This window comes from Glutamicibacter sp. FR1, from assembly GCF_047300825.1.
Lineage (GTDB): Bacteria > Actinomycetota > Actinomycetes > Actinomycetales > Micrococcaceae > Glutamicibacter > Glutamicibacter nicotianae.
In genome coordinates this window covers 745,871-767,018 of the sequence record NZ_CP178602.1, presented here as the reverse complement: position 1 = coordinate 767,018, position 21,148 = coordinate 745,871, and the positions used below count along the sequence as shown (strand labels likewise).

Genomic DNA, 21,148 nt, shown 5'->3' with positions numbered 1-21,148 from the left:
ATGCGGTCACGGCTATTTTTCCGCTTCGTGACGTGCTGCCAGGACCGCCTCGTAGAGCTCGCGTTTCTTCACGCCGGATTTTTCTGCCACTTCGGCCACGGCCTGCTTCATCCGCATGCCTTCGTCAACCAGTGCTGCAACCTTGGGCAGCAGGTCCTCGATGGAGGCGGCCTCGGCTTCCGGGGCTCCGTGGATGACCACGACCATTTCTCCGCGGACGCCGTCTTCCGCCCAGGCGCGCAGTACCGCCAGCGAATCCCGGCGGACTTCCTCGAACTTCTTGGTCAGCTCGCGGGCCACGGCCGCCTGGCGGTCCGGTCCGAATGCTTCGATGGCTGCGTCAAGGAAATCGTTCAGCCGGTGCGGAGCTTCGAAGAACACCATGGTGCGGTCCTCGGCGAGCAGGGAATCCAAGCGCTTGCGACGTTCGCCTGCCTTGCGCGGCAGGAAGCCTTCGAAGGTGAAGCGACCGGTGGGCAATCCGGACAGGGCCAGCGCGGTGAGCACCGCCGAAGGCCCCGGTACCGCGGTGACCCGGATGCCAGCGCTCAGGGCGGCTGCCACCAATGGGTACCCGGGATCCGATACCGCCGGCATGCCGGCGTCGGAAACCACCAGCACGGTGGCGCCCTCGGTGGCCAGGTCGATCACCTCGGACAGCTTGTGCGCCTCGTTGTGCTCATGCAGGCTCATCACCTTCGCGGTGATCTTGATGCCCAAGGCATGGGCGAGGTGGTGGAAGTTTCTGGTGTCCTCGGCGGCGATGATATCGGCGCTGGCCATGATCTCCCGCAGACGCGGGGAAGCATCGGACAAGTTGCCAATCGGGGTGGCGCCCAGGACGATTACGCCCTCATTATCTGAGTTCTGCACATTCTTAACCCTACGCGACGCAGGAAAAGCCCACTTTCTGGACTTTCCACCGGTAGCATGAACTGGTGATGGGCACCTCGGCTTTAGACACTCCGGACACCGGCCACGTACGCTCGGCGCGACAGGCCTTCACTTTCGAGAGCCTGAAACAGCGGCTCCTACCTGTGGTGGCCCCTGGCGGTCCGCTGATGTGGATTGTTCCGCTCGTCGTGACAGCCATTGCCGGCCTGCTGCGCATGGTCAATCTCGCCCACCCGCACCTGCTGATCTTCGACGAAACCTATTACGTCAAGGATGCTTTCGCGATGCTGCAAAGCGGCTATGAGCGCGAATGGGCCGACGACAGCGACGAGCAGTTCATCGCAGGCAATCCGCAATTGGAAAATGAATCTTCCTTCGTCGTCCACCCGCCGCTGGGCAAGTGGATGATCGGCGTGGGAATGCTCCTGTTCGGTGACTTCAACGGCTTCGGCTGGCGTTTTTCCACGGCCCTGATCGGCACCCTTTCGGTTCTGCTCGTCACCCTGTGCGCCCGCCTGCTCTTCGGTTCCCACCTCCTGGCCGGCATCGCCGGGTTGCTCATGGCCATCGACGGGCATTCAATTGTCATGTCGCGCACCGCATTGCTGGACATCTTCTTGATGTTCTTCGTGCTTGCAGCGTTCTATTCCTTGCTCAAGGACCGGATCCATGGCAGAACCGCGCTGGCGCGGAAGCTCTCGGTGCCCGAGGGCAATCGCCCCGATGATTTCCTGCTCATGCATGGCCCTATGCTCTGGTGGCGTCCTTGGCGGCTGATCGCCGCAATCATGCTCGGCGGGGCCGTTGGCATCAAGTGGTCGGCGCTGTCCTTCGTGGCAGTCTTCTGCCTGATGGCGGTGCTCTGGGATTTCGGCGCGCGGCGCACCGCAGGAATCCACAAGTGGCAATCGGCTGCATTCATCCGCGACGGTGTGTATTCCTTCTTCACCATGATGCCGCTGGTGCTGCTGACCTATTTGTCCACCTGGACCGGATGGCTGGTTACCCAGGGCGGACGCTACCGCCAGTGGGCCGAGGAGAATCCCGGCGAAGGCATCAGCTGGCTGCCAGCTCCACTGCGTTCCTTGTGGCACTATCACCAGTCTGGCTACGAATTCCATACCGGGCTGAATTCCGAGCACGGCTGGCAGTCCTCGCCGTGGACGTGGCCCTTCGCCGGACGTCCCGTGCTGTTCTACTTCGAAGGCTACGACAAGGGCGTCAACGGCTGCGAGCTGGACCGCTGCACCGAGGTCATCACCGACCTTCCCAATCCGCTGATGTGGTGGGCCTGCACCATCAGCATGTTCCTGCTGATTCTCTGGTGGATCGGCGCCCGGGACTGGCGCGCCGGAGCGATCCTCTCCTCGGTGGCTGCCGGGTTCCTGCCGTGGCTGATGTACCCGGAACGCACCATGTTCTTCTTCTATACCCTGCCGCTGGTCCCGTTCATGGTGCTCGCATTGACGTATATGATTGGCAGGTTCATTCCACGCCATCCGAATTCCGGTGCCCTGTACCGGTCACGCGTCATCGCGGTCACCGCATTCATGGCGCTGCTCCTAGTCACATCGGCCTTTTTCTGGCCGATCTGGAGTGGGGAAATGATCGCGGATGACTACTGGCGCTTGCACGTGTGGCTCCCCAGCTGGGGTTAGGCCGCCCGTGGCTTGGCCACCTGTTTCCATGAAATAGACCACTAAGACGACCATCGATTTCCAAAGGATAATTCCTCAATGCAAGAAGTGACCGTCGAGCTGCTGACTGATCTGGCACCAGAGGTCAACACGACGAACCTGCTCCTTGATCGCGTAGCACGCGGCGCACAACGCCCGCTGTTCAGCGTGCAGCGAGACGGCACCTGGCATGATCTCAGCGCCGGTGATTTCCTCATTGACGTCAAGCGTCTGGCAATGGTGCTGATCAATGATGGATTGCAGCCCGGCGACAAGGTCGCCATTATTTCCCGCACCCGCTACGAGTGGGCCTTGGCCGAGGAAGCCGTGTGGTTCGCCGGCGGCGTGTCGGTGCCAATCTACGAAACCTCCAGCGCTTTCCAGGTCGAATGGATCCTGCGCGACTCCGGTGCGCGCGTGGTGTTCGCCGAAAACCATGAGCTGCGCGCTACCGTCCGCCAGGCGGCGGCTCAGCTCGGCGAACCGGTGCGCACCCATATCTTCGAGGGCTCCGACGCGGACGATACGACGCTCATCCCCTCCGCCGGTTTGCACCAGCTGATGGTTCCGGCCGATCAGATCGACGAGCAGCTGATCGAGTCGCGCCGCGCATCCATGGCCCTCAAGGATGTGGCCACGATGGTCTACACCTCGGGCACTACCGGACGCCCCAAGGGTTGCAATATGACCCATTCGAACTTCGCCATGGTGGCGCACAACCTGGCCGGAAACATGCTCGAAGTGCTCGGTGAAGAACGCCGGACGCTGATGTTCCTTCCGCTGGCCCACGTATTGGCTCGTGCCGTCCAGCAAACCTGCATCCACGGCGGATCGGTGATTGCGCACTCCAGCTCGATGGCCAACCTGGTCGAGGACATGTCCGCGGTCAAGCCCGGCTTCCTGCTGGCCGTGCCGCGCGTCTTCGAGAAGATCCGCACCAGCGCCCTTGCCACCGCTGAACGCGGCGGCAAGGCCGACCTCTTCCTCAAAGCCGAGCAGGCGGCCATCGAGGTCTCCAAGATCCGTGATGCGCGTTCGCGTGGCCTCAAGGCGCGCATGCCGTTGGGCTTGCGTGCCCGCCATGCCATCTTCAGCAAGGTGCTCTACCCGAAGCTGCAGGCGGTTTTCGGCGGCCAGTGCGGTTACGCGATCTCCGGAGCCAGTGCGCTGAATCCGGACCTGGCGCACTTCTTCCGCGGCGCCGGCATCCAGCTGCTGGAGGGCTACGGCCTGACCGAAACCACCGCACCGGCCACGGTGAATCAGGCATCGCGAAACCGCGTGGGCACCGTGGGCCGTCCGATTCCCGGCACCTCCATCAAGATCGCGGATGACGGTGAAATCCTGGTCAAGGGGATCGGAGTTTTCGCCAGCTACCACAACAACCCTGCAGCCACGGCCGAGGTTTTCGACGAAGACGGCTATTTCAAGACCGGCGATACCGGTGTCCTGGATGATGGCGGATTCCTGCAGGTGACGGGCCGCAAGAAGGAACTGATCGTCACCGCCGGGGGCAAGAATGTCTCGCCAGGCCCGCTGGAAGAGATGGTCCGCGCCGGACGCATCGTGGCCCAGTGCGTGCTGGCCGGCGAACAGCGCCCATTCATCACGGCCATGATGACGCTCGATCCCGAAGAGTTGGCCGTGTGGGCCAATGCCAAGGGCCTTGGGGCAATGACCCTGGCTGAGGCGGCAGTTGATCCTGCGGTGATCGCCGAGGTCCAAGGCTACGTGGATACCGCCAATTTGACCGTTTCCAAGGCCGAGTCCATTCGCAAGTTCGTGGTGCTGGATGAGGAATTCACCGAAGCTTCGGGGCACCTGACGAACTCGCTGAAGCTCAAGCGCCAGAGCGTTCTCGAGGAATTCGAAGACCGGGTGGACGCCCTCTACCGCAAATAATTCTCGCTGGAAATAGCCAAGGGGAGCAGTTCATGGTGAACTGCTCCCCTTGCTGCTTATGGCCTGTGCCGGCTAGTTGCCAATGCCGAAGGCGCGGGCCTCCTGGCGCAGCCGGGCTGCCTCGCGACGGCGCCCGGTAGGCCAGCAGCTGATGATCACGGCGATGATGGTGGCCAGCACCAGCACGGCAATGGCGATCGCGCTATCGAGCCAGAACTGCTCCGGGTACAGGCGGATCAGCGTATCGCTGACGTTGAAGGTCCAGGTGCCGTCTGAGAAGAACAACGCGTGGAACTGGGTGAAGAAGTTATCCCATCCCATGATCGCAAAGACTGCCAAGGCCGCAATGCCGGCCAAGGCCAAGATGGCTCCGGAGAACAACGCACGGCGTACGCCGCCTGCATAGCGCTTGGCCAGATACCAGATCCCGATAATCAAGATGACCGCGAGCACCGCTCCGAGGATGTAGGCGAACCCGATGAGGTTCTTCACGTCCACCATGTGCTGGACCTCCCCCTCGGTGAACATGCTTGAACCGGTGGAAAGCTTCAGCCCGGACAGGTATTCCGGTCCGGCGAAGTTGTTCAGGTAGTCCACCCCGTAGCTGCCGTAGGTCAGGCGCTCGGCATCGGTGAACCCGAAGGAATCGCTAGGGAATCCAGGGCGGCCGTAGGACAGGGCAAGGAACGCCGGTGTGGCGACCAAGCGGATCGCGGCAATGAGGGTCAGCAACGGGAAGACCAGCGCCACAATCACCTGCGCCGTGCGCCCGAGGGCAGGCTTCGAGTTCAGCGCCCGTTCACGTGCAACCCTGCGCTTCATCGCCGCTTCGGAGGGTTCTGGCTCTGGGTCGTAGCTGCCGAAGACGCGATTGCGCGCTTGGGCGACGGCTGCCTTGGTAGTCGGCAGGGATCCGGTCTTCGGAGCGGCTGACACCGGCGGCACGCTTTGCGCAGTGGTGCTCTTCTCGTCGGCTTGCGGCTCTGAGGTCTTTCCGTCTGTTGCCTTGGCTTCGCTCTGCGCACGCTTCTCGGCTTCGATTTCGTGCGGCAGCTTGATGGCACGGATGACATCTTCCACCGGCTCTTTGGCTGCCGGCTTGGCGGCGGCCGACTTGGCGGCGGCTGGAGCCTTGGCTACAGGCTTCGCGGCGGCCGGCTTGGCGGCAGCTGGCTTGGCCGCAGCTGGCTTGGCTGCAGCTGGCTTGGCTGCAGGTGCGGCGGCTGGCTTGGCTGACGGGGCCTTGGCTGCGGCTGGCTTTACCGGGGCAGGCTGCGTCTTGTCCGCTGGTGCTGGAGCAGGGTTCTTGGCATCGGCTTCGGTCTTGCCTGACATCGCGCGGCGGATAGCCTCCTTGCGGGCCTTTTCCCGTTGGGCAACGGCGTCGGCTTGGGCCTGGTTCTTGTGCTGTTCCAGGCGCGCAGTGAGCTCTTCAGCTTTTTGGCTCAGGCTGGCCTGTGGGCTTGGCACGTTGCCAGTGGCAGCCGGTGCCGGCTGGCCCGTAGATCCTTGCCCTCCAGTGGGGTTCTTCGCCGCCTCAGCCATGAGGAGTCCTCCTGCAATTCGCGCGATGGTGTGCTGTTTTAGGGTCGCATCATGGGCCTAACACGGCCCATGCGCCTTTAGCATATCCAGCGGGCCCAGTCATCCGGCGGATTACCACACCAAAAACGGGTTTCAGCTAGGACACAAAGCCGTGGGGGCAAATGCCGCCAACGAACGGAGGCAGCTTCAAGAATTCGTGGAGAAGTGGTCTAGGATTCTTCGTCGGCCGCCGGAAGAACAGCTAAGCGGACCCGGGAGTCGAAGCGCTGAGCACTGGTTTCGCGGGTACGGACCGAATCAATGGGCGAATTCGATGCGTGGCGTGGTTGGGGAACCTTCGGTTCCCGATCGCGGACGGCATTCACCAAGGCGTTCAGTTCGTCCTCCGGTTCCAGCACGTCCGGGATGGCTCCACGGATCAAGTTCCAGCCGCTGGGAACCGTCAGGCGGTTGGCATGCTGGGCACACAGGTCATAGCAATGCGGTTCGGGGTATGTCGCCAAAGGTCCAAGAACGGCAGTTGAATCTGCGTATACGTAGGTGAGAGTAGCGCGGGCCGCTTCACGGCAGGCAGGGCGAGAACAAAGACGAAGACCTTCCACGCTTCCCATTCTACTTCGCCGGGCAGCACATCTTTGGGATCTTCGCCCAATTGCGGGCTCATGTGCATCGGCACAGCGCCGGAGGCGCTAGGCTGAATTAATGAGCTCCAAGTTGCCTGATCGTCCCAGCGGTCCGCGGCGCGGCCGCCACGGACGCGGGCGGCGTGGCCCGCTGATGCCCATGCATCTTCCCGCCTACCGTTCGCGCCCGGAAAGATTCGATGATGCGGTGATGGCCAGCGCGCAACGGCTGTCGCAACGCTGGCCAGGAGAAATCGAGAAGATTGATTTCCTGATCGATCCGGTGCCCAGCGGAAAGCTGCTAGAACAGGCTGCCGCGCTGGGCGAGCGGGTGCCGCTGGCATCCTCCAAGCCGGCTGCGCCCGGCCGGCCAGCGCGCATCGTCATTTACCGGTTGCCCATCGAGCAGATTGCGGAGAACGCCGGCGAACTCCTGGACCTGGTCCACCAGTGCGTGGTGCATGAGGTCGCCCAGCTCTGGATGAAGCCGATCTCGGAAGTGGATCCCATGTATTTCCCTGAGGATCCTGACTTCTAAGCGGACATTTCCCTAGCTGTTTTGGGGCTGGATGCCACGTGCCGTTGCATGGGAGGCCAAGCCAACGCGCACGGCGCCGATCCAGACCAGCGCGGAACCTACCAAGTGGGCCACCACCAGCAGCTCTGGCAGGCTGGTCACGGCCTGGACCACCCCGATCAGCCCCTGCCCGGCCAATACCCAGATGAACAGCTTGGCCTTGTGCGCCACAACCGGAACTTGCTGCTGTCGTGCCTGATGCCACAGCACCAGGGCAACAACCAGCGCACCGACGGCTGCAGCGGCATGCACAATGGTGATCTGCAGCCAGTCGAAGCCCATCCGCGGGACCTCGGCCGAGTCCCCTGCATGCGGGCCTGATCCGGTCACCCCGGTGCCGATGATGACCAGCAGGGCGCTGATCGCCACCAGGCAGGTTCCCAGCGACTTGAGCGAATCGGTGCTGGCCGCCTGGCTGGCATTGCCCAGATTCTGGACCTTGTCCCAGGTTGCCGCCGCGGCGGTGAGCAGCAAGGTTGCGGCCAGGAAATGCGCGGCCACGACATAGGGGTTCAGTTTCACCCAAACGGTGATTCCGCCGATGACCGCATTGAGCACGACAAGCCAGAATTGGAACCATGCCCATCGGGTGATGCCCGGAACCGGCTCGCGTTGCAGGCGGGCGGCAATGATGACCCAGCCGACGGCCGCGCATAGCACAAAGCTGAGCAGCCGATTCACGAACTCGATGGTCGCGTGAATTCCCATTTCAGCGGTTGGGGCGATGGAACCTCCGGTGCAGGTTGGCCAGTCCGGGCAGCCCAGCCCGGAACCGGTGACGCGCACGACACCGCCGCCGACGATAATCAGGATTGCCGCAATCATCGCCGAGAGCGAGGCCGCCTTGAGCGAGCGCCGCTCAAGCCTGATCCGCTGCGCCAGCCACGCGAAGGGAGTCGTCAAAGTTCCAGTTCCTTAATGGCGGGCTCCTAGCCGCCGATGTTCACCACAATGCCGTCGCGTCCGGCATTCGCCTGCGGCATGGCAGCCCAGGCGATGGAACGATCGGAACCGAGCACCAGCTGGGCCAGGTAGGCGTTGGCATCCGTCGAGAAGATGACTGCCTGGGCGTCATCGGAGACCGACTTCGGATCAAAGACAATGCTTTGGCCGGCCTTGATCTGCAGTTTCTCAGGGTCTTCCAGCTTGCCGTCCTTGTTGACGACCACTGCTTCCACCGCCGAGTCCGCCGCGACGGCGGCGATGGCGAATTTGCCGGTGCCGTTAGCCGACAGCGGCATGGCTTGCGTCCCGGCGAGCACGTTGGAGCTGGCCGCCCACGCAGTGTCGGAGGAATCCTTGGGGTCCGCGCCGCGGACCATCTTCACCGCTGCGGTGACCGGGGCATCGGATTCGACGACTACCGTGTAGTACCCGCCAGCAAGCTGGTTCAGGTTCACGACCTTCGTGGCGTCCGAATCAACGGCAAGGTTCTCGTCGAAGCTGGCAGCAACTTCACCGTCAGCCCCCAGGACCTTCACCTTGAACCCGGCGCCCGAGGAACCGGTGGCCGAGACATGCAGCTGCGGAACCAGGGACTTGTCGTCCTTGCTGAGCTTGGAAACATTTTCCTTGCTCTCGATCCACACGCCCGGAATCACCTGGCTGTTGGAAGCCGTCGCGTTCGCGCCGACCAGTTCAACACCCGATGGGGTCAAGCCCCGCAAGGCGGCCTGCTGGACCGAGGCGGTGATCTTGCCGCCGAGGCTGGTGACCTCAGCCGAAATGGAATTCAAGTCCTGCGCATAGCCGCCGAGCACGATCGCCCGGCTCTCCCCCGCTGCCAGGACAATGTTCTGCAGCGTGGAGGTGTCGATCAGGCCGTCCGGGCCGCGCAGACGCAGGGACACCTGGGCCGTGGTGTGCGTTGGGTTGGCCAAATGCATCACGCTGGTGGATCCGGTGCTGGTCTGCAGGCCGGTGAAGCGCCAGTTGGACGCCGGAGCCTGGCATGTTGCGGCGGCAAGCCCGGCGAGGTCGCCGTCCTTGGCCTGGTAGCTGCGCAGGGCGCTGCCCTTCGAAGCGAGTTGGCCCAGCGGCTGCAACGTGTAAACCTGGGTGTCATCGATATCGTTGGCAGTTGAGATCTTGCTGGCGCGCCCGGTCAGCCCCTCCTCATCGGCGCCACGGGCCTCGGCAGCTTCATCCTCGGCGATGCGCTCGGTCAGCTGACGCGCATCGCTGCCATCAAGCTTGGTGAAGGATGAGCCGGGAATGCGCTTGGCCAGATCCGACACGGCAATGCTGCGCAGGTTGCTGGAAACGTCCTTGGCGCCGGGAGCGAACTGCGCGTCGGTGCCTTCCACGCCCTTGAGCAGCTGCGGGGTTCCCGGGCAAACGCTGCTGGAGTCGCCGGCAGGCAGGTTCGTCACGGCAGCCGGCAACGACTTCACGGCCGGTGCCGGGGCAAAAATCGATCCGGCGCCTACGACAGCTCCGGCGGCCACCACCGCAGCCAGGCTGAGCAGTACCGCGCCGGTTTTCTTCCGCACCGGCGCGGACACCGCATCCTTGGAAGCCGCGGCTCGGGCCTTGTCCAGCTTGTGGCGGCGCTCAGCTACCTTGCCGTCTGCAGGCTCCGCCTCCGGCTCGGCTGCCGGAACAGCAGCCGCACTGGCAGCGGCAGGGGCAGCTTTCGCGGCTTTCCGTGCGCGGACCTTCTCCAGCTTCTGGCGGCGCTTGGCGACTTTCGGATCTTCCGGTGCTGATGCCTTCGCGGCTTCTTCTCCGGACTGTGAATCGCCGGCTTTGTCCTTCCCTGTGGCGGCAGCGGATGCCGCAGCGGCACCAGCTTCTGAATCCTGGGCGGAGGAGGTCTTCGGCTCAGCCTCGCGCGCAGGTGCAGAATCGGCATTGACGGCTACTGCCGTTGCGCCCTCCTCCTTGGCAGGCTCCGCCTCGGCGACTTGATCCGGCTTGGCAACCGGTTCTGGCTTGGCGGCTGCATCGGTCTTGCCGGCAGCGGATTCACCAGCCGTTGCCGACTGGGCGGGCGCGGCTTCGGGGGCCACCGTGCCGGTCTTGGCGGAGTCGTCCTTGGCCGAGCCGTCCTGGACGGAATCAGGCGTGGGTGACTGTTCCTGTGCTGCGCGCTTGCCTTCAGCCTGCTCGTCGGCCGGAACCGCAGCGGCGGCAGTTGGATTGCTGTACTTTGCTCCGGATTTCGCCTCGGACAGCGGTTCTGGCCTCGGATCTTCCTGCTTGGCGGTCTTGGGCTCAGCCTTCGCGGCCTTCGCCGCTTCCTTCGCCTCGGCCTTGGCCCGGGCTTGGGCCTCCTTGGCGCGAGCCTTCTCCAGCTTGGCATCGACCTTGGCCCTTGCCTTGGCGGCCTTGGCCTCGGCACGTGAGAGCGTCGCCGACACCGGGGTGGCGTCCTTGGCTTCCGGCTGTGCCGAGACCGGCTTCGGGCCCGGGGTCTGTGCAGTTGGCTGGTCAGCAGAGTCCGCTGAGTCCACGTTCTTCTCGTCGCTCACTACTTCTTCTCCTGCTCGGCATCAGCATCCGAAATCCGGTCGCTGAGCTTCGGGGTCAAGTTCTCACGAATCTCGCTGGCGCGTTCGCGTGCCTCTCGGCGGCTCAATGGCATGGACCCTGTGGCCGTCGCCGGGCTCTGGACTTCGGCCGCGGCCAGAACTGCCGAACCATCGGCAAGTTCTTCATTCTCGCCGCGTGGTTCACGGAAGCGGTATTCGATGTTCCGGTAGTTGGCCAATCGGCGCGAACTTGGCACTGGAATGGCCAGCAACACCGTGATCAGCAGAACTACTGCACTGAGCAGCAGCACCGGAATGGCCATGGAGTCCTTGTGCGACAAGGTCAGCTTGCCGCCCTCGGCAGGAAGCTCGTAGGCCTGGGCCCAACGGGTTTCCGAATCCTCGGGATAGGCCACCGAACGCAGGGATTCGCCATCGACGCTGGCGCGCAGCTTCGGATCCGACGCGGTAGCCAGGACCAGCGTGCGCTCGGAATCCGCGGCCGGGATCTGGAGATTGGTGATCTTGCCACGCTGGGTCGGCAAGACCGTCACGTCTCCATCGGCGGAGACGATCCGGGCAAAGCCAGCGCTTTGCTGCTCGTCATCGGCTTCGTAGTCCACGCGCCACAGCCAGCCGCTGTCGGTCTGGCCAACCGACGCCAACCCCGTTGCCGCATCCAAGGTGCGTACGGTCGCCGGGACGGATTCGCCGGTTTCGTTCAGCACCACGAAGCCCACGCCCAAGTCGCGCAAGGACTCGCGCGAGTCCAACGCGGATTCGGACAGCAGCATCGCTACGGCATTGCTCTGGACCTTTGCGGTGGCGGAATCTTCATTGCGCTCAGGATCCAGCAGCGGACCGGCCAGCTGCTTGACCTGCGAGTAGCGGCTGATGCTGTCCAGCGTCTCGCCGGAACCCGACACCAGCTGGCTGTCGATCTCGCCGGAGGACCGCGGGCTGAGCACCAGGGTGCGCGTCTGGAACTCGGAGCGGCCTGCATCGGCTGCGGTTGCCGGCAGGGTGCGCGGCTGCGAGCCGTGGACCTGCTGGGCCGAGTTCATCGCGGTCAGCGTTTCGGATTCGGCTGCCGGATTCAGCTGGGCGCCGAGCAGCACGCAGCCCGAAGCCAGCACGGCAAGCACGCTGAATGCGGCCATCAGGCTCATCGCCGGACGGGATCCGGCGGCACGCATTGAGCGAGGCTGGTCCTCGTGGCGCAGGGCGGCCAACGCGTTGGCGGCAGCTGCCAGCAGCGCGAACATGGCGAAGGAGACGTACGGGCCGGTGTAGGCGCTCACCGCGGTATGCGAGTCCAGGGTGAAGGGCACAAAGCCGACGGCCCAGCCCGCTGCCAGCGACAGCACCGCGCCCCACAGCAGGCGCCGGGAGTTGCGGCGCATGCTGGCGCTGTGGCTGAACGAAGAACTCAAGGTTCCGAAGACCGCCAGCGCGAGGATCGGGGCACCGACCAGCAGGGCTGAGACCAGGGCCCACGGTCCGGCAGGCAGGAAGTCCCAGCCCACCAGCGAGGCGTTGGCGTTGAAGGCTTCCGGGAAGCCCAGCAGCATCTGCCACGGGGCAGCCGGCGTGAACGCATTCGCGGCGCCGGGCTCGGTGAACAGCAGCCGTGCATCGCCCAGGCCGGCGAACAGCAGCGGAAGGTTCCACACGATCGCAGGCAGCGGGATCCACCACAGGCTGCGTGCGCGGCGCACAGAGAAGAAGGCCAGCACGTAGATCAGGATGCTCGCGGTCAGGAAGAAGGAGACGGAGCCGGCGGAGATCACCCAGAGCAGCAATGCGGCGCTGGCCGAGGCGGTCCACGCGGAAACCGACTGCTGCTTCGCGTTCTTCGGCTTCGCGCCCTCGATCGCCACATGGGCGTTCATGGCGCGGATAATCGCCAGGAAGAACAGCGGCAGCAAGATGTGGATCAGCACCGAGCCGATGCGTCCCGAGGCCAGCGAAGAAATCAGTGACGGCAGCAGCGCCCAGATCAGCGCGGCAAGGAACCGCACCGCGCGGGAGCGGCTGACCGCGCCAATCCCCCACCAGCCGGTGAGTGCTGCCAGCGGCATCGCGGCGAAGAAGAGATAGACGGAGGCTTCATTGGCATGGTTGAAGGTCACCAGCGAGAAAAGCCAAAACAGCAGGTCGGAATTATCTGGCGGGGCGCTCAAGCCGGTGGTAATGTTCTGCCACCAGGACAGCGCGTTGGCACCGATTTCCCGGCTGCTGTTGGACAGCGGGCGCAGTGCGCCACCGGACAGGGCGGTGGCGCCGAACAGGCTGCGCCATGCGATCAGGGAGGCCGCTGCGGAGAGCAGCAGAGCCAGAATCAGCGAGAGCACCGCAGTGGTGCGCGGCGGGCGGGCGATCCGCACGAAGTCGGAGAAGTTGTCGCCGCTGGGTTCAACCATGGCGTCGGCGCCACTGCCGTCGCCGTAGACTTCGCCATCGGCACGCCCGGTATTCACATTGCGGCGGTACTCGCGCACCTGGGCACCGGAGACCATCAGCTTGCGGACCTGGCGGCGCGGAATCTCGCGGATCTGGGCGACATTGCGGCGCGATGCCGCCAGCTTGCCCGGGGAGAACAGCCCGCGCAGCACCGATCCCAAATGACCGAACCCGTGGCCCGGGTCCTTGGCCAGCAAGGCCACGAGGAAGTGGCCGATGCCGCCGAGCAGCAATCCGATCCACAAGAAGGGCAGCACCGCTGGCGAAGCGAACTTCAGGCGCTGGAAGACCTCGGAGCGCTTGGCTTCGCGCGGACCAGCCAGCGAGTCGACAACTTGGACCTGGTGGTACATCTTGGCGCTGGGCACCACGACCACGCGGTGCCCGGCCAGGCGGTTGCGCCAGCACAGGTCCACGTCGTCGCCGCGGCCCGGGATCGCCGGGTCGAATCCGCCCAGCTGCTCGAAGACCTCGCGGCGGATGAACATGCCGGCGGAGGAGACGGCGAAGTAGTCGCTGCGTCCGTCGTATTGGCCCTGGTCGACTTCGTCGATGTCGATCATGGTCAGGCGCTGGGCCTTGCGGTCGACGCTCAGGCCCACCTCCACAAGGTGGCGGGGGTTGTCGATATCCAGCAGCTTGCATCCGGCAATGGAGACGGACTCGGAAGCCTCGACGGTGCGGGTCAGCTGTTCCAGCGCGTCGGGAGCAGGCATGGAGTCATCGTGGATAATCCATAGCCATTCGTCGCGGTCCGCACGCGCTTCGGGCAGCTGCGACACCGCCACTTCCAGCGACAGTCCCAACGACCCCTCATCGGCCACCAGCAGGGCGGCGTTCGACGGCAAGTTCGCCCGCAGGACCTCTAGCGATGCGTCGGAGGACGATGCGTCGACTCCGACAAAGCGTTCGATAGGCCGCGACTGGTTGCGCAGTGCGGCCAAAGTGCGTGGTAAAAAGTCAGCGCCATCGTGCGAAGCAACGATGGCGGTGACGTGAATTGGCGGACGAATTAGATTGCTCGTTTCCGTAGACGGCGACGTTCGCGCTCTGAGAGCCCTCCCCAGATTCCGAAGCGCTCATCATTGCTCAAGGCATATTCTAGACATTCCGAACGGACAACACATGCGCCGCAGACACGTTTCGCGTCGCGGGTCGAGCCGCCCTTTTCAGGGAAGAATGCCTCGGGGTCGGTCTGTGCACACAGGGCACGGGCCTGCCAGCCCAGCTCGCCCTCGTCAACTTCTCCGCCAACACCGAGCCATACTTCCTTGATGGTTTCGCGCACTTCGTCATCTTCGTCGAGCTCAGGCGCCCAGGATCCAACCGAGGAGATTTCTTCGGTGGCGGATAAGGTGTCCTGTTCTTTCAAGAAGTTGTCGGCCGCGGTCTCCAGATCGGCTGCAACTGCAACCCGTGCGGACTCACCGGCTTGAGGATCGACAAACCAGTCGGATGGTGCGTCCTCCAGCCCGTATTGGGCCGACGCAACAGCCGAGGTCGAAAATTCGGAGTACCCCTGCTCCAGATTCGCCATGGTGATGTTGACCTTTCGATTGGTTTGAGAAGATCGGGCCATCACTGCTCCCGATCCATCCGGCAGCATTTATTCCATCGAACTAGCGAAAAGTGATAAACCTGCTCGGACTCACCATCTAATTACAGCCGTGTAACTCCGCTAGAGTCAAGTGGGTAGGTCATTCTAAGAAGACTTCTCAGGAAACTCCCGGCACAACACGCCGTCAAAAGATGCAGATGAGACGGGCATGTCCCGTCTTGGCTGAATTCTCGGTGAATTCTCAGTAATTAAATTTAAGGACACCCAATGAGCAACATCCTGCAATCAGGAACCTTTGTGGAGAATCTCCTCGCGCCGCGGCGCACTTCGGCCTCGCCGTGGCTTACCTGGTACTCCGCCAGCGGGGAACGCATCGAGCTCTCCGGACGGGTATTCGACAATTGGGTCGCGAAAAGCGCCAATCTCCTGGGCGAGGTTTTCGACCTCGAAGAAGACTCGCTCGTGGTACTTGACCTGCCAGCGCATTGGAAGTCCCTGGTTGTGGCCCTGGCCGCCCTGCATCATGGCGCCACGCTGGTTGATGCCGAGCATGATGATGCCCAGCAGGCAACGCTATGGGTTACCGCCCAGCCGAATGATGAGCGCATCCCCAGCAGCTGTGAAATCCTCGCCGTGAATCCGGCAGCTCTCGCGCTGTCCTTCGGCTCGGATCTCGGCCCGGTCGCAGAAGACTTCAATGCCTCCGTGCGTTCCTATGGGGACCAGTTCTATCCCTCGCCGGTTGCTGGTGATGCAACAGCCATCGCAACCAATGGCCGCGCCCCGCTCAGCCTTGCCACGCTATTCGGTACCGAGGCGAAGAGCCAGGGGACCATTCTCGTGCGTGCCCAGCTGCCTGTGCTCGACCTGCTGCCTTATGCCATCGGCCAGTGGGCGGCAGGAGATGGAATTGTGCTAGTCGAAGATGGGGTGGAAGTGACCGCGCGCCTGCGCGACGGCGAACGCATCAACTTCGACTATTCCCTTCAGGGCTAGCGAACCACCGTCGGCACGGTGCCGGTATCGCACTGGCCAGCGGAACCCGCTGGCCCGGTGGCGGTATCGGCCATGTGCTTGCCCAGAATTTCGTGGTCATGGGCAAATGCTTCTTCCTGGTCCATCTCCTTGCCGAACACCCAGAAACGGTAGGCGAAGAAACGGAAGATCGTGCCGAGCACCAAGCCGACGACCGAACCTGCAATGAACACCGAGGTCGGATCGGTCAGGCCCAGCCAGTATTTGGTGACCCACACGCAGGCCGCGGCAATGCCCAGGCCGATGGCATTCATGATGATGAACATCACCAGCTCGCGCAGCACATTGGCCTGGCGGCGGTGGCGGAAGGTCCAGTAGCGGTTGGCGACCCAGGAGAACATCGTGGCGACGACACCAGCGACGATCTTCGCCTTGACCTGCGAATCGCTCATGGGACCATGCAGGAGCCAGACGTAGATCCCCGAGTCGATGACGAACGCAACGCCACCGACCACGCCGAACTTCGCCACCTCACGCCACAGCAGCGAGATGAGTCCGGCTATTTTGAGTTTGATGCGCTCGAGCAATTGTCCTCCAGGGAATGAAGTTCCCGTCTGGCTAGCAGTAACAAGGCGCGCTCAGCACTGGGAGAAGCGCGCGATCTTGCCATTTTATCGGCACTTTCTGGAAATTGGCCGAATTCTGAGAGTAATCAGACATCGCGCATGCGATTCTCCACGCCGCTTTCGTTACCCTTGTAATCGTGAGCTTTCCAAAAATTGGCGTGATTGGTGGCGGGCAGCTGGCCCGAATGATGGCCCCCGAGGCCTTGAACCTAGGTTTTGAACTGCATGTTCTCGCCGAAGGTCCGGATGTTTCGGCTGCGCGCTGCGTTCCCGACGCACCGGTAGGCGATTACAAGGACCTCGATACCCTGCGCGAATTCGCCAAGGGCAAGGACGTCGTCACCTTCGACCACGAGCACGTTCCCAATGAATTCCTGACCACCCTGATCGATGAGGGCGTGAACATCCAGCCGCGTCCGGCAGCGCTGATCCATGCCCAGGACAAGCTGGTCATGCGCGAGGCCATCGAGCGCCTCGGCCTGCCCAACCCTGCCTGGGCCAAGGTCGACGACGTCGAGGCGCTGATCGCCTTCGGCGAGCAGACCGGCTGGCCTATTGTGCTCAAGACCCCGCGCGGCGGCTACGACGGCAAGGGCGTGCGCATGCTCGACGGCATCCAAGATGCCAAGGATTCCGCCGACTGGTTCGCCAACGGCCCGCTGCTGGCCGAAGACAAGGTTGGCTTTTCCCGGGAGCTGTCCGCATTGGTGGCCCGCACCCCTTCGGGCGAGGCCAAGGCGTGGCCGGTGGTCCACACCATCCAGGTCGATGGGGTCTGCGATGAAGTGATCGCGCCCGCCCAGGACATCGACGAGGCTATCGCGGCCACCGCTGCCGAAGCCGCCCTGCGCATCGCCGAGGAATTCGGCGTGACCGGCGTCATGGCCGCCGAGCTCTTCGAAACCCCGGGCGTCGGCGCCGGGTTCGTGATCAACGAATTGGCCATGCGCCCGCACAATACCGGGCACTGGACCATGAACGGCTCGGTCACCAGCCAGTTCGAGCAGCACCTGCGTGCAGTGCTGGATCTGCCGCTGGGGGAAACCCGCGAGCTGGGTGTGACCGTCATGAAGAACTACCTCGGCGGCGCCAACCAGGACCTCTACTCCGCGTTCCAGGCCGCGCTGGCCGCCGGCCCGGAAGTCAAGGTGCACGCCTACGGCAAGTCCGTGCGACCGGGCCGCAAGATCGGCCACGTCAACGTCGTGGCAAACGCAGGGCAAAGCGTAGATGAACTTCGTTCGCAGGCGAACAAGGTGGCCGCGCTAATCCGCGACGGCGCCGGCACCGCCAACTAGCATTTTTATTAATCAAGAGCCGCTGCCTGCCGGGCAGCGGCTCTTACTGAAGCACTGCAAGGAAATATCTGATGACTCAAGCACCACTCGTCGGCCTCGTAATGGGTTCTGATTCCGATTGGCCGGTGATGCGCCTGGCCGCGCAGGCGCTGGCCGAATTCGGCATCCCCTTTGAAGCGGATGTCGTTTCGGCGCACCGCATGCCCGAGGAAATGATCGATTACGGCAAGAAGGCCCACGAACGAGGGCTGCGGGCAATCATCGCCGGCGCAGGCGGCGCAGCGCATCTTCCCGGCATGCTCGCAGCTGTTACACCGTTGCCAGTGATCGGAGTTCCAGTTCCACTGGCTAAACTAGATGGAATGGACTCCCTGCTCTCCATCGTCCAGATGCCTGCAGGAGTCCCCGTAGCAACTGTTTCCATTGGCGGAGCACGCAATGCCGGCCTGCTGGCCGTGCGCATGCTCGCAGCGGGAACCGATGAGCTAGCCGAGTCGTTACAGGTAAAGTTGCTTCAGTTTGCAGATTCGCTGCGCGAGCAGGCCCATGCCAAGGGCTCGGCTCTGCGCGATGAAGTTGCCAACGAGAATTTCGCCTCCTAGGGAAAGTCCAAAAGTACATGGGTTCTGCCAGTCACCGCGCACCAAGTCCGTTGCGCCAGCCGGAGACCATCAGCTCTCCGCAGCGCAGCAAGCGTGCCCTGATCCTGGTCCTGCTGACCATCTTCTTCCCCGGCGGCGCCCAGCTGGTTGCCGGAAATCGCAGGCTCGGACGGATCGCGGTGTCCATCACCATGCTCTGCTGGGTGGCGGTGCTGGCGCTGGTGGCCATGTACTTCATTGACCGCTCGATCCTGCTCGGCTGGGCGGCCCGCCCGAACTTCCAGCTGTTCCTGATCATCGTGCTCGGCACGCTGGCGCTGGGCTGGCTGATCATGTTCATCAACACCCTGGTGATCATCCGGCCCAAGCTGCTGGCCCCGGGCATGCGTGCCATCGTCACCGTCTTCACCCTGGCAGCCGTGGTGGCCACCAGCGGCCTGTTCGTCTATGGCGCCTCGGTGCTGAACACCGGACGCGAAACCATCGTGGCCGTCTTCGACGAGGGCCCGGCCTTCGATCCCATCGACGGCCGATACAACATCGCGGTGTTCGGCGCCGACTCCGGTGCCAACCGCGACGGCGTGCGCACCGACGTTGCGGCGCTGCTGTCCGTGGATGCCAAGACCGGCAAGAGCCTGCTGATCTCGGTGCCGCGCAACTTCCAGAGCGCACGCTTCGCCCCGGGCTCCCCCATGGAAAAGATCTGGCCAAACGGCTACAACTGCGGGGATGAATGCATCTTCAATTCCATCTACCGCAACGCCGAAATGGAGCATGCCGATGCGTTCCCCGACTCGGTGAAGAACGTCGGCGCGCAGGCGGCCATGGACGCGCTGGAAGGCACCACCGGCCTTCCGGTCCAGGGCTACGTCATGATCAACATGGCCGGCTTCGAGCAGTTCGTCGACGCCCTAGGCGGTGTCACCATCAACTCCGGCGGCTGGGTTCCGTACAACGGCAAGTACTACGAGAACAGCACTGTGCGCACCCACTGGTTCGCCCCGGGAACCCATGAATTCACCGGCAAGCAGGCCCTGTGGTTTGCCCGCTCGCGCGACTTCACCGATGACTACCACCGCATCAAGCGCCAGCAGTGCTTGCAGCAGGCAATCATCAAGCAGTTCACCCCGCAGACGATCCTGACCAATTTCACCTCCATCATGTCCGCCGGCGAGCAGCTGGTGGAAACCGACATTCCTGCCGGCCAGCTCGGTTCCTTCGTCTCCCTGGCTGAGAAGGTGTCCAAGGAGCCGATGGCCCGGCTGACCCTCGGTGCCCCGGACTTCGAACGCAGCTTCTCCACCTACCCGGACTTCGACAAGCTGCAGGAGCGCATCCAGTCGCTGATCGCGAAGCAGAACGAGCCGAAGAAGGACAAGAAGAAGGACAATTCGGAGAAGAGCGAGGATTCCTCCAAGTCCTCGGCTCCGGAAGAAACCACCGAGGCCTCCGAGGAGGCTGAGGAAACCACTGACGTGAACAATGCTCCGAAGCTGTCCAACAAGGAGGACCGGGAATTCACCCAGCCCGATGGCAGCCCGATCACCGAAGAATACTTGGTTCAGCTGGAAATGGCTGGCTACCGCACGTTGATCTCGGAGATCGCGGCAAACAACGACGAATGCTCGGTTCCGTAAACGGTTAAGACCCCCCGACCGCCATGCGACCCATTTACCGCTCTTGAAAGGCTATGGTCAAAAGACGTGTTCGAGTTGAAAAACACGATTAGGGACTACCACTGGGGATCTGCTTCGCAGATTTCCGATCTGCTGGATCTGCCTGCGGAAACCACCCCGCAGGCCGAAATGTGGCTCGGCGCCCACCCCGGGTGCCCGAGCCGGCTCTCCGATGACGGCACCGCGCTCAACGATTTCATCGCCCAGGACCCGGAGCGCATTTTGGGTTCGGCGGTTGCCGAGCGCTTCGGACGCCTGCCGTACCTGTTCAAGGTGCTCTCGGCGACCCAGCCGCTGTCGATCCAGACGCACCCGACGTTGCAGCAGGCGCAGGAACGCTTCGCCCAGGAAAATGCCCAGGGCAAGCCGTTGGATGCCGCCGACCGCAACTACCGCGATGACAACCACAAGCCGGAAATGCTGTTCGCCTTGACCGACTTCGTGGCGCTCTCCGGGTTCCGCCAGCCAGCGCAGATTGCCGAGGACCTGCAGCTGCTGGCAGCGCACCTGCCGGACTCGGCCCAGGCCCCGGTCAGCCAGCTCGTCGGCCTGCTGCAGGGCAGCGATCCGCTGGCCGCGATTTTCAAGCATGTGCTGACCGCCGGGGACGAAATCTCCCAGCTGGTACACCAGATCAGCGATGCAGTGGCGGCCAGCGGCGAGCTGCAGCGCAACGTGCATTTCGCCGAACTGGTGTCGATCAGCAAGATCTATCCGGGCGATCCAGGGGTCCTGGTGGCGTTGCTGCTGAACCTGATCTTCCTCGAACCGGGCCAGGCCATCAGCCTGGGTGCGGGCAACGTCCACGCCTACCTGCGCGGCCTGGGCATCGAGGTCATGGCCAATTCGGACAATGTGCTGCGCGGCGGGCTGACCAGCAAGCATATTGATGTTCCCGAGCTGCTCGATGTCACCATCGCCCAGCCCTCCCCTGCCCCGCTGCTGGAGCCGGTGGCGCTGGATACCCACGACCGGCTGTACAAGCCGGACTTCGAGGAGTTCCAGCTGCAGGTTCTCGATCCCACCGAACCTGGCCTGGCCGCCGACCTGCAGTTGCACGGTGCCGCCGTCCTGCTGTGCACTGCCGGCGAGTTCCTGGTGGCCACCCGCGAAGGCGAGCACCACATCAGCCGCGGCCAGTCGCTGTTCGTCACCGCGGCCGAGCTGCCGGCCACCGCCACGCTGCAGGGCATCGTGCCGGGCCAGCTCTTCGCCGCCAGCGCCCAGATCGACTAGCCGCGCTGCCGCAAGGCCCCGAAA

Annotated in this window: 16 protein-coding genes; 8 read left to right on the top strand and 8 right to left on the bottom strand. The window is 63.5% G+C overall.

Translation table 11 applies throughout. The features are described 5' to 3' along the window. Positions 1-12: 12 nt before the first annotated feature. Positions 13-873 carry a 16S rRNA (cytidine(1402)-2'-O)-methyltransferase gene (rsmI, locus tag ACLQ8T_RS03675; protein WP_413455717.1) on the bottom strand — a complete coding sequence of 287 codons (861 nt, stop codon included), beginning with the start codon at positions 871-873 and terminating at the stop codon, positions 13-15. A gap of 68 nt (positions 874-941) precedes the next feature. Here rsmI and ACLQ8T_RS03670 point away from each other — a divergent pair, with 68 nt between their 5' ends. After that, the gene (locus ACLQ8T_RS03670; protein ID WP_413455716.1) at positions 942-2,552 is read left to right on the top strand and encodes a dolichyl-phosphate-mannose--protein mannosyltransferase; all 1,611 of its coding nucleotides are present in this window, start codon (positions 942-944) and stop codon (positions 2,550-2,552) included. A 78-nt stretch (positions 2,553-2,630) separates the two neighbouring features. Beyond that, positions 2,631-4,472, top strand: coding sequence for an AMP-dependent synthetase/ligase (locus tag ACLQ8T_RS03665; RefSeq protein WP_413455715.1), 1,842 nt, complete (start codon positions 2,631-2,633; stop codon positions 4,470-4,472). A gap of 72 nt (positions 4,473-4,544) precedes the next feature. Here the strand turns inward: ACLQ8T_RS03665 and ACLQ8T_RS03660 are convergent, their stop codons facing one another. Both ACLQ8T_RS03660 and ACLQ8T_RS03655 read right to left on the bottom strand, forming a co-directional pair. Next, positions 4,545-6,017 (bottom strand): TIGR01906 family membrane protein, encoded by a 1,473-nt coding sequence (locus ACLQ8T_RS03660; RefSeq protein WP_413455714.1) that lies wholly within the window; start codon positions 6,015-6,017, stop codon positions 4,545-4,547. Between the two features lie 209 nt (positions 6,018-6,226). Beyond that, a complete protein-coding gene (locus ACLQ8T_RS03655) occupies positions 6,227-6,628 on the bottom strand; it encodes a DUF3499 domain-containing protein (RefSeq protein ID WP_204720898.1) in 402 nt (133 codons plus the stop codon). A gap of 91 nt (positions 6,629-6,719) precedes the next feature. Between ACLQ8T_RS03655 and ACLQ8T_RS03650 the strand changes: the two genes are divergently transcribed. Further along, positions 6,720-7,178 carry a metallopeptidase family protein gene (locus tag ACLQ8T_RS03650; protein WP_038989879.1) on the top strand — a complete coding sequence of 153 codons (459 nt, stop codon included), beginning with the start codon at positions 6,720-6,722 and terminating at the stop codon, positions 7,176-7,178. Between the two features lie 12 nt (positions 7,179-7,190). On the opposite strand, the gene ACLQ8T_RS03645 is transcribed toward ACLQ8T_RS03650, so the two are convergent. The 4 genes from ACLQ8T_RS03645 to ACLQ8T_RS03630 all read right to left on the bottom strand — a co-directional run bounded on the left by ACLQ8T_RS03645 (position 7,191) and on the right by ACLQ8T_RS03630 (position 14,690). Then, positions 7,191-8,120, bottom strand: coding sequence for a COX15/CtaA family protein (locus ACLQ8T_RS03645; protein ID WP_413455713.1), 930 nt, complete (start codon positions 8,118-8,120; stop codon positions 7,191-7,193). Between the two features lie 26 nt (positions 8,121-8,146). Continuing rightward, positions 8,147-10,690 carry a DUF5719 family protein gene (locus ACLQ8T_RS03640; RefSeq protein WP_413455712.1) on the bottom strand — a complete coding sequence of 848 codons (2,544 nt, stop codon included), beginning with the start codon at positions 10,688-10,690 and terminating at the stop codon, positions 8,147-8,149. Beyond that, a complete protein-coding gene (locus ACLQ8T_RS03635) occupies positions 10,690-14,097 on the bottom strand; it encodes a glycosyltransferase (protein ID WP_413455711.1) in 3,408 nt (1,135 codons plus the stop codon). Before ACLQ8T_RS03635 ends, ACLQ8T_RS03640 begins: the two co-directional genes overlap by 1 nt. 68 nt (positions 14,098-14,165) lie before the next feature. Beyond that, on the bottom strand, positions 14,166-14,690 hold the full coding sequence (locus tag ACLQ8T_RS03630) for a WhiB family transcriptional regulator (protein WP_275588026.1): 525 nt from the start codon (positions 14,688-14,690) through the stop codon (positions 14,166-14,168). 288 nt (positions 14,691-14,978) lie between these two features. Here ACLQ8T_RS03630 and ACLQ8T_RS03625 point away from each other — a divergent pair, with 288 nt between their 5' ends. Next, positions 14,979-15,707, top strand: coding sequence for a TIGR03089 family protein (locus ACLQ8T_RS03625; RefSeq protein ID WP_413455710.1), 729 nt, complete (start codon positions 14,979-14,981; stop codon positions 15,705-15,707). Here the strand turns inward: ACLQ8T_RS03625 and ACLQ8T_RS03620 are convergent. Beyond that, the gene (locus ACLQ8T_RS03620; protein WP_204720888.1) at positions 15,704-16,273 is read right to left on the bottom strand and encodes a GtrA family protein; all 570 of its coding nucleotides are present in this window, start codon (positions 16,271-16,273) and stop codon (positions 15,704-15,706) included. The two genes, ACLQ8T_RS03625 and ACLQ8T_RS03620, sit on opposite strands and share 4 nt — an antisense overlap. A gap of 176 nt (positions 16,274-16,449) precedes the next feature. Here ACLQ8T_RS03620 and ACLQ8T_RS03615 point away from each other — a divergent pair, with 176 nt between their 5' ends. The 4 genes from ACLQ8T_RS03615 to manA all read left to right on the top strand — a co-directional run bounded on the left by ACLQ8T_RS03615 (position 16,450) and on the right by manA (position 21,124). Next, positions 16,450-17,610: a 5-(carboxyamino)imidazole ribonucleotide synthase gene (locus ACLQ8T_RS03615; protein ID WP_204720886.1), complete on the top strand. Its 1,161-nt coding sequence runs from the start codon at positions 16,450-16,452 to the stop codon at positions 17,608-17,610. A 71-nt stretch (positions 17,611-17,681) separates the two neighbouring features. Then, the gene (gene purE, locus ACLQ8T_RS03610) at positions 17,682-18,212 is read left to right on the top strand and encodes a 5-(carboxyamino)imidazole ribonucleotide mutase (protein ID WP_073706622.1); all 531 of its coding nucleotides are present in this window, start codon (positions 17,682-17,684) and stop codon (positions 18,210-18,212) included. 17 nt (positions 18,213-18,229) lie between these two features. Further along, positions 18,230-19,849, top strand: a complete 1,620-nt coding sequence (locus ACLQ8T_RS03605) for an LCP family protein (RefSeq protein WP_413455709.1) — start codon at positions 18,230-18,232, stop codon at positions 19,847-19,849. Positions 19,850-19,924: 75 nt separating this feature from the next. Next, positions 19,925-21,124: a mannose-6-phosphate isomerase, class I gene (gene manA / locus ACLQ8T_RS03600; protein ID WP_239543620.1), complete on the top strand. Its 1,200-nt coding sequence runs from the start codon at positions 19,925-19,927 to the stop codon at positions 21,122-21,124. Positions 21,125-21,148: the final 24 nt, after the last annotated feature.

Bases quoted from the DNA above. Each gene is read 5' to 3' on its own strand.
- ACLQ8T_RS03670 (WP_413455716.1), top strand. From the start codon at position 942: ATGGGCACCTCGGCTTTAGACACTCCGGACACCGGCCACGTACGCTCG.
- ACLQ8T_RS03665 (WP_413455715.1), top strand. From the start codon at position 2,631: ATGCAAGAAGTGACCGTCGAGCTGCTGACTGATCTGGCACCAGAGGTC.
- ACLQ8T_RS03660 (WP_413455714.1), bottom strand. From the start codon at position 6,017: ATGGCTGAGGCGGCGAAGAACCCCACTGGAGGGCAAGGATCTACGGGC.
- ACLQ8T_RS03655 (WP_204720898.1), bottom strand. From the start codon at position 6,628: ATGGGAAGCGTGGAAGGTCTTCGTCTTTGTTCTCGCCCTGCCTGCCGT.
- ACLQ8T_RS03650 (WP_038989879.1), top strand. From the start codon at position 6,720: ATGAGCTCCAAGTTGCCTGATCGTCCCAGCGGTCCGCGGCGCGGCCGC.
- ACLQ8T_RS03630 (WP_275588026.1), bottom strand. From the start codon at position 14,690: ATGGCGAATCTGGAGCAGGGGTACTCCGAATTTTCGACCTCGGCTGTT.
- ACLQ8T_RS03625 (WP_413455710.1), top strand. From the start codon at position 14,979: ATGAGCAACATCCTGCAATCAGGAACCTTTGTGGAGAATCTCCTCGCG.
- purE (WP_073706622.1), top strand. From the start codon at position 17,682: ATGACTCAAGCACCACTCGTCGGCCTCGTAATGGGTTCTGATTCCGAT.
- ACLQ8T_RS03605 (WP_413455709.1), top strand. From the start codon at position 18,230: ATGGGTTCTGCCAGTCACCGCGCACCAAGTCCGTTGCGCCAGCCGGAG.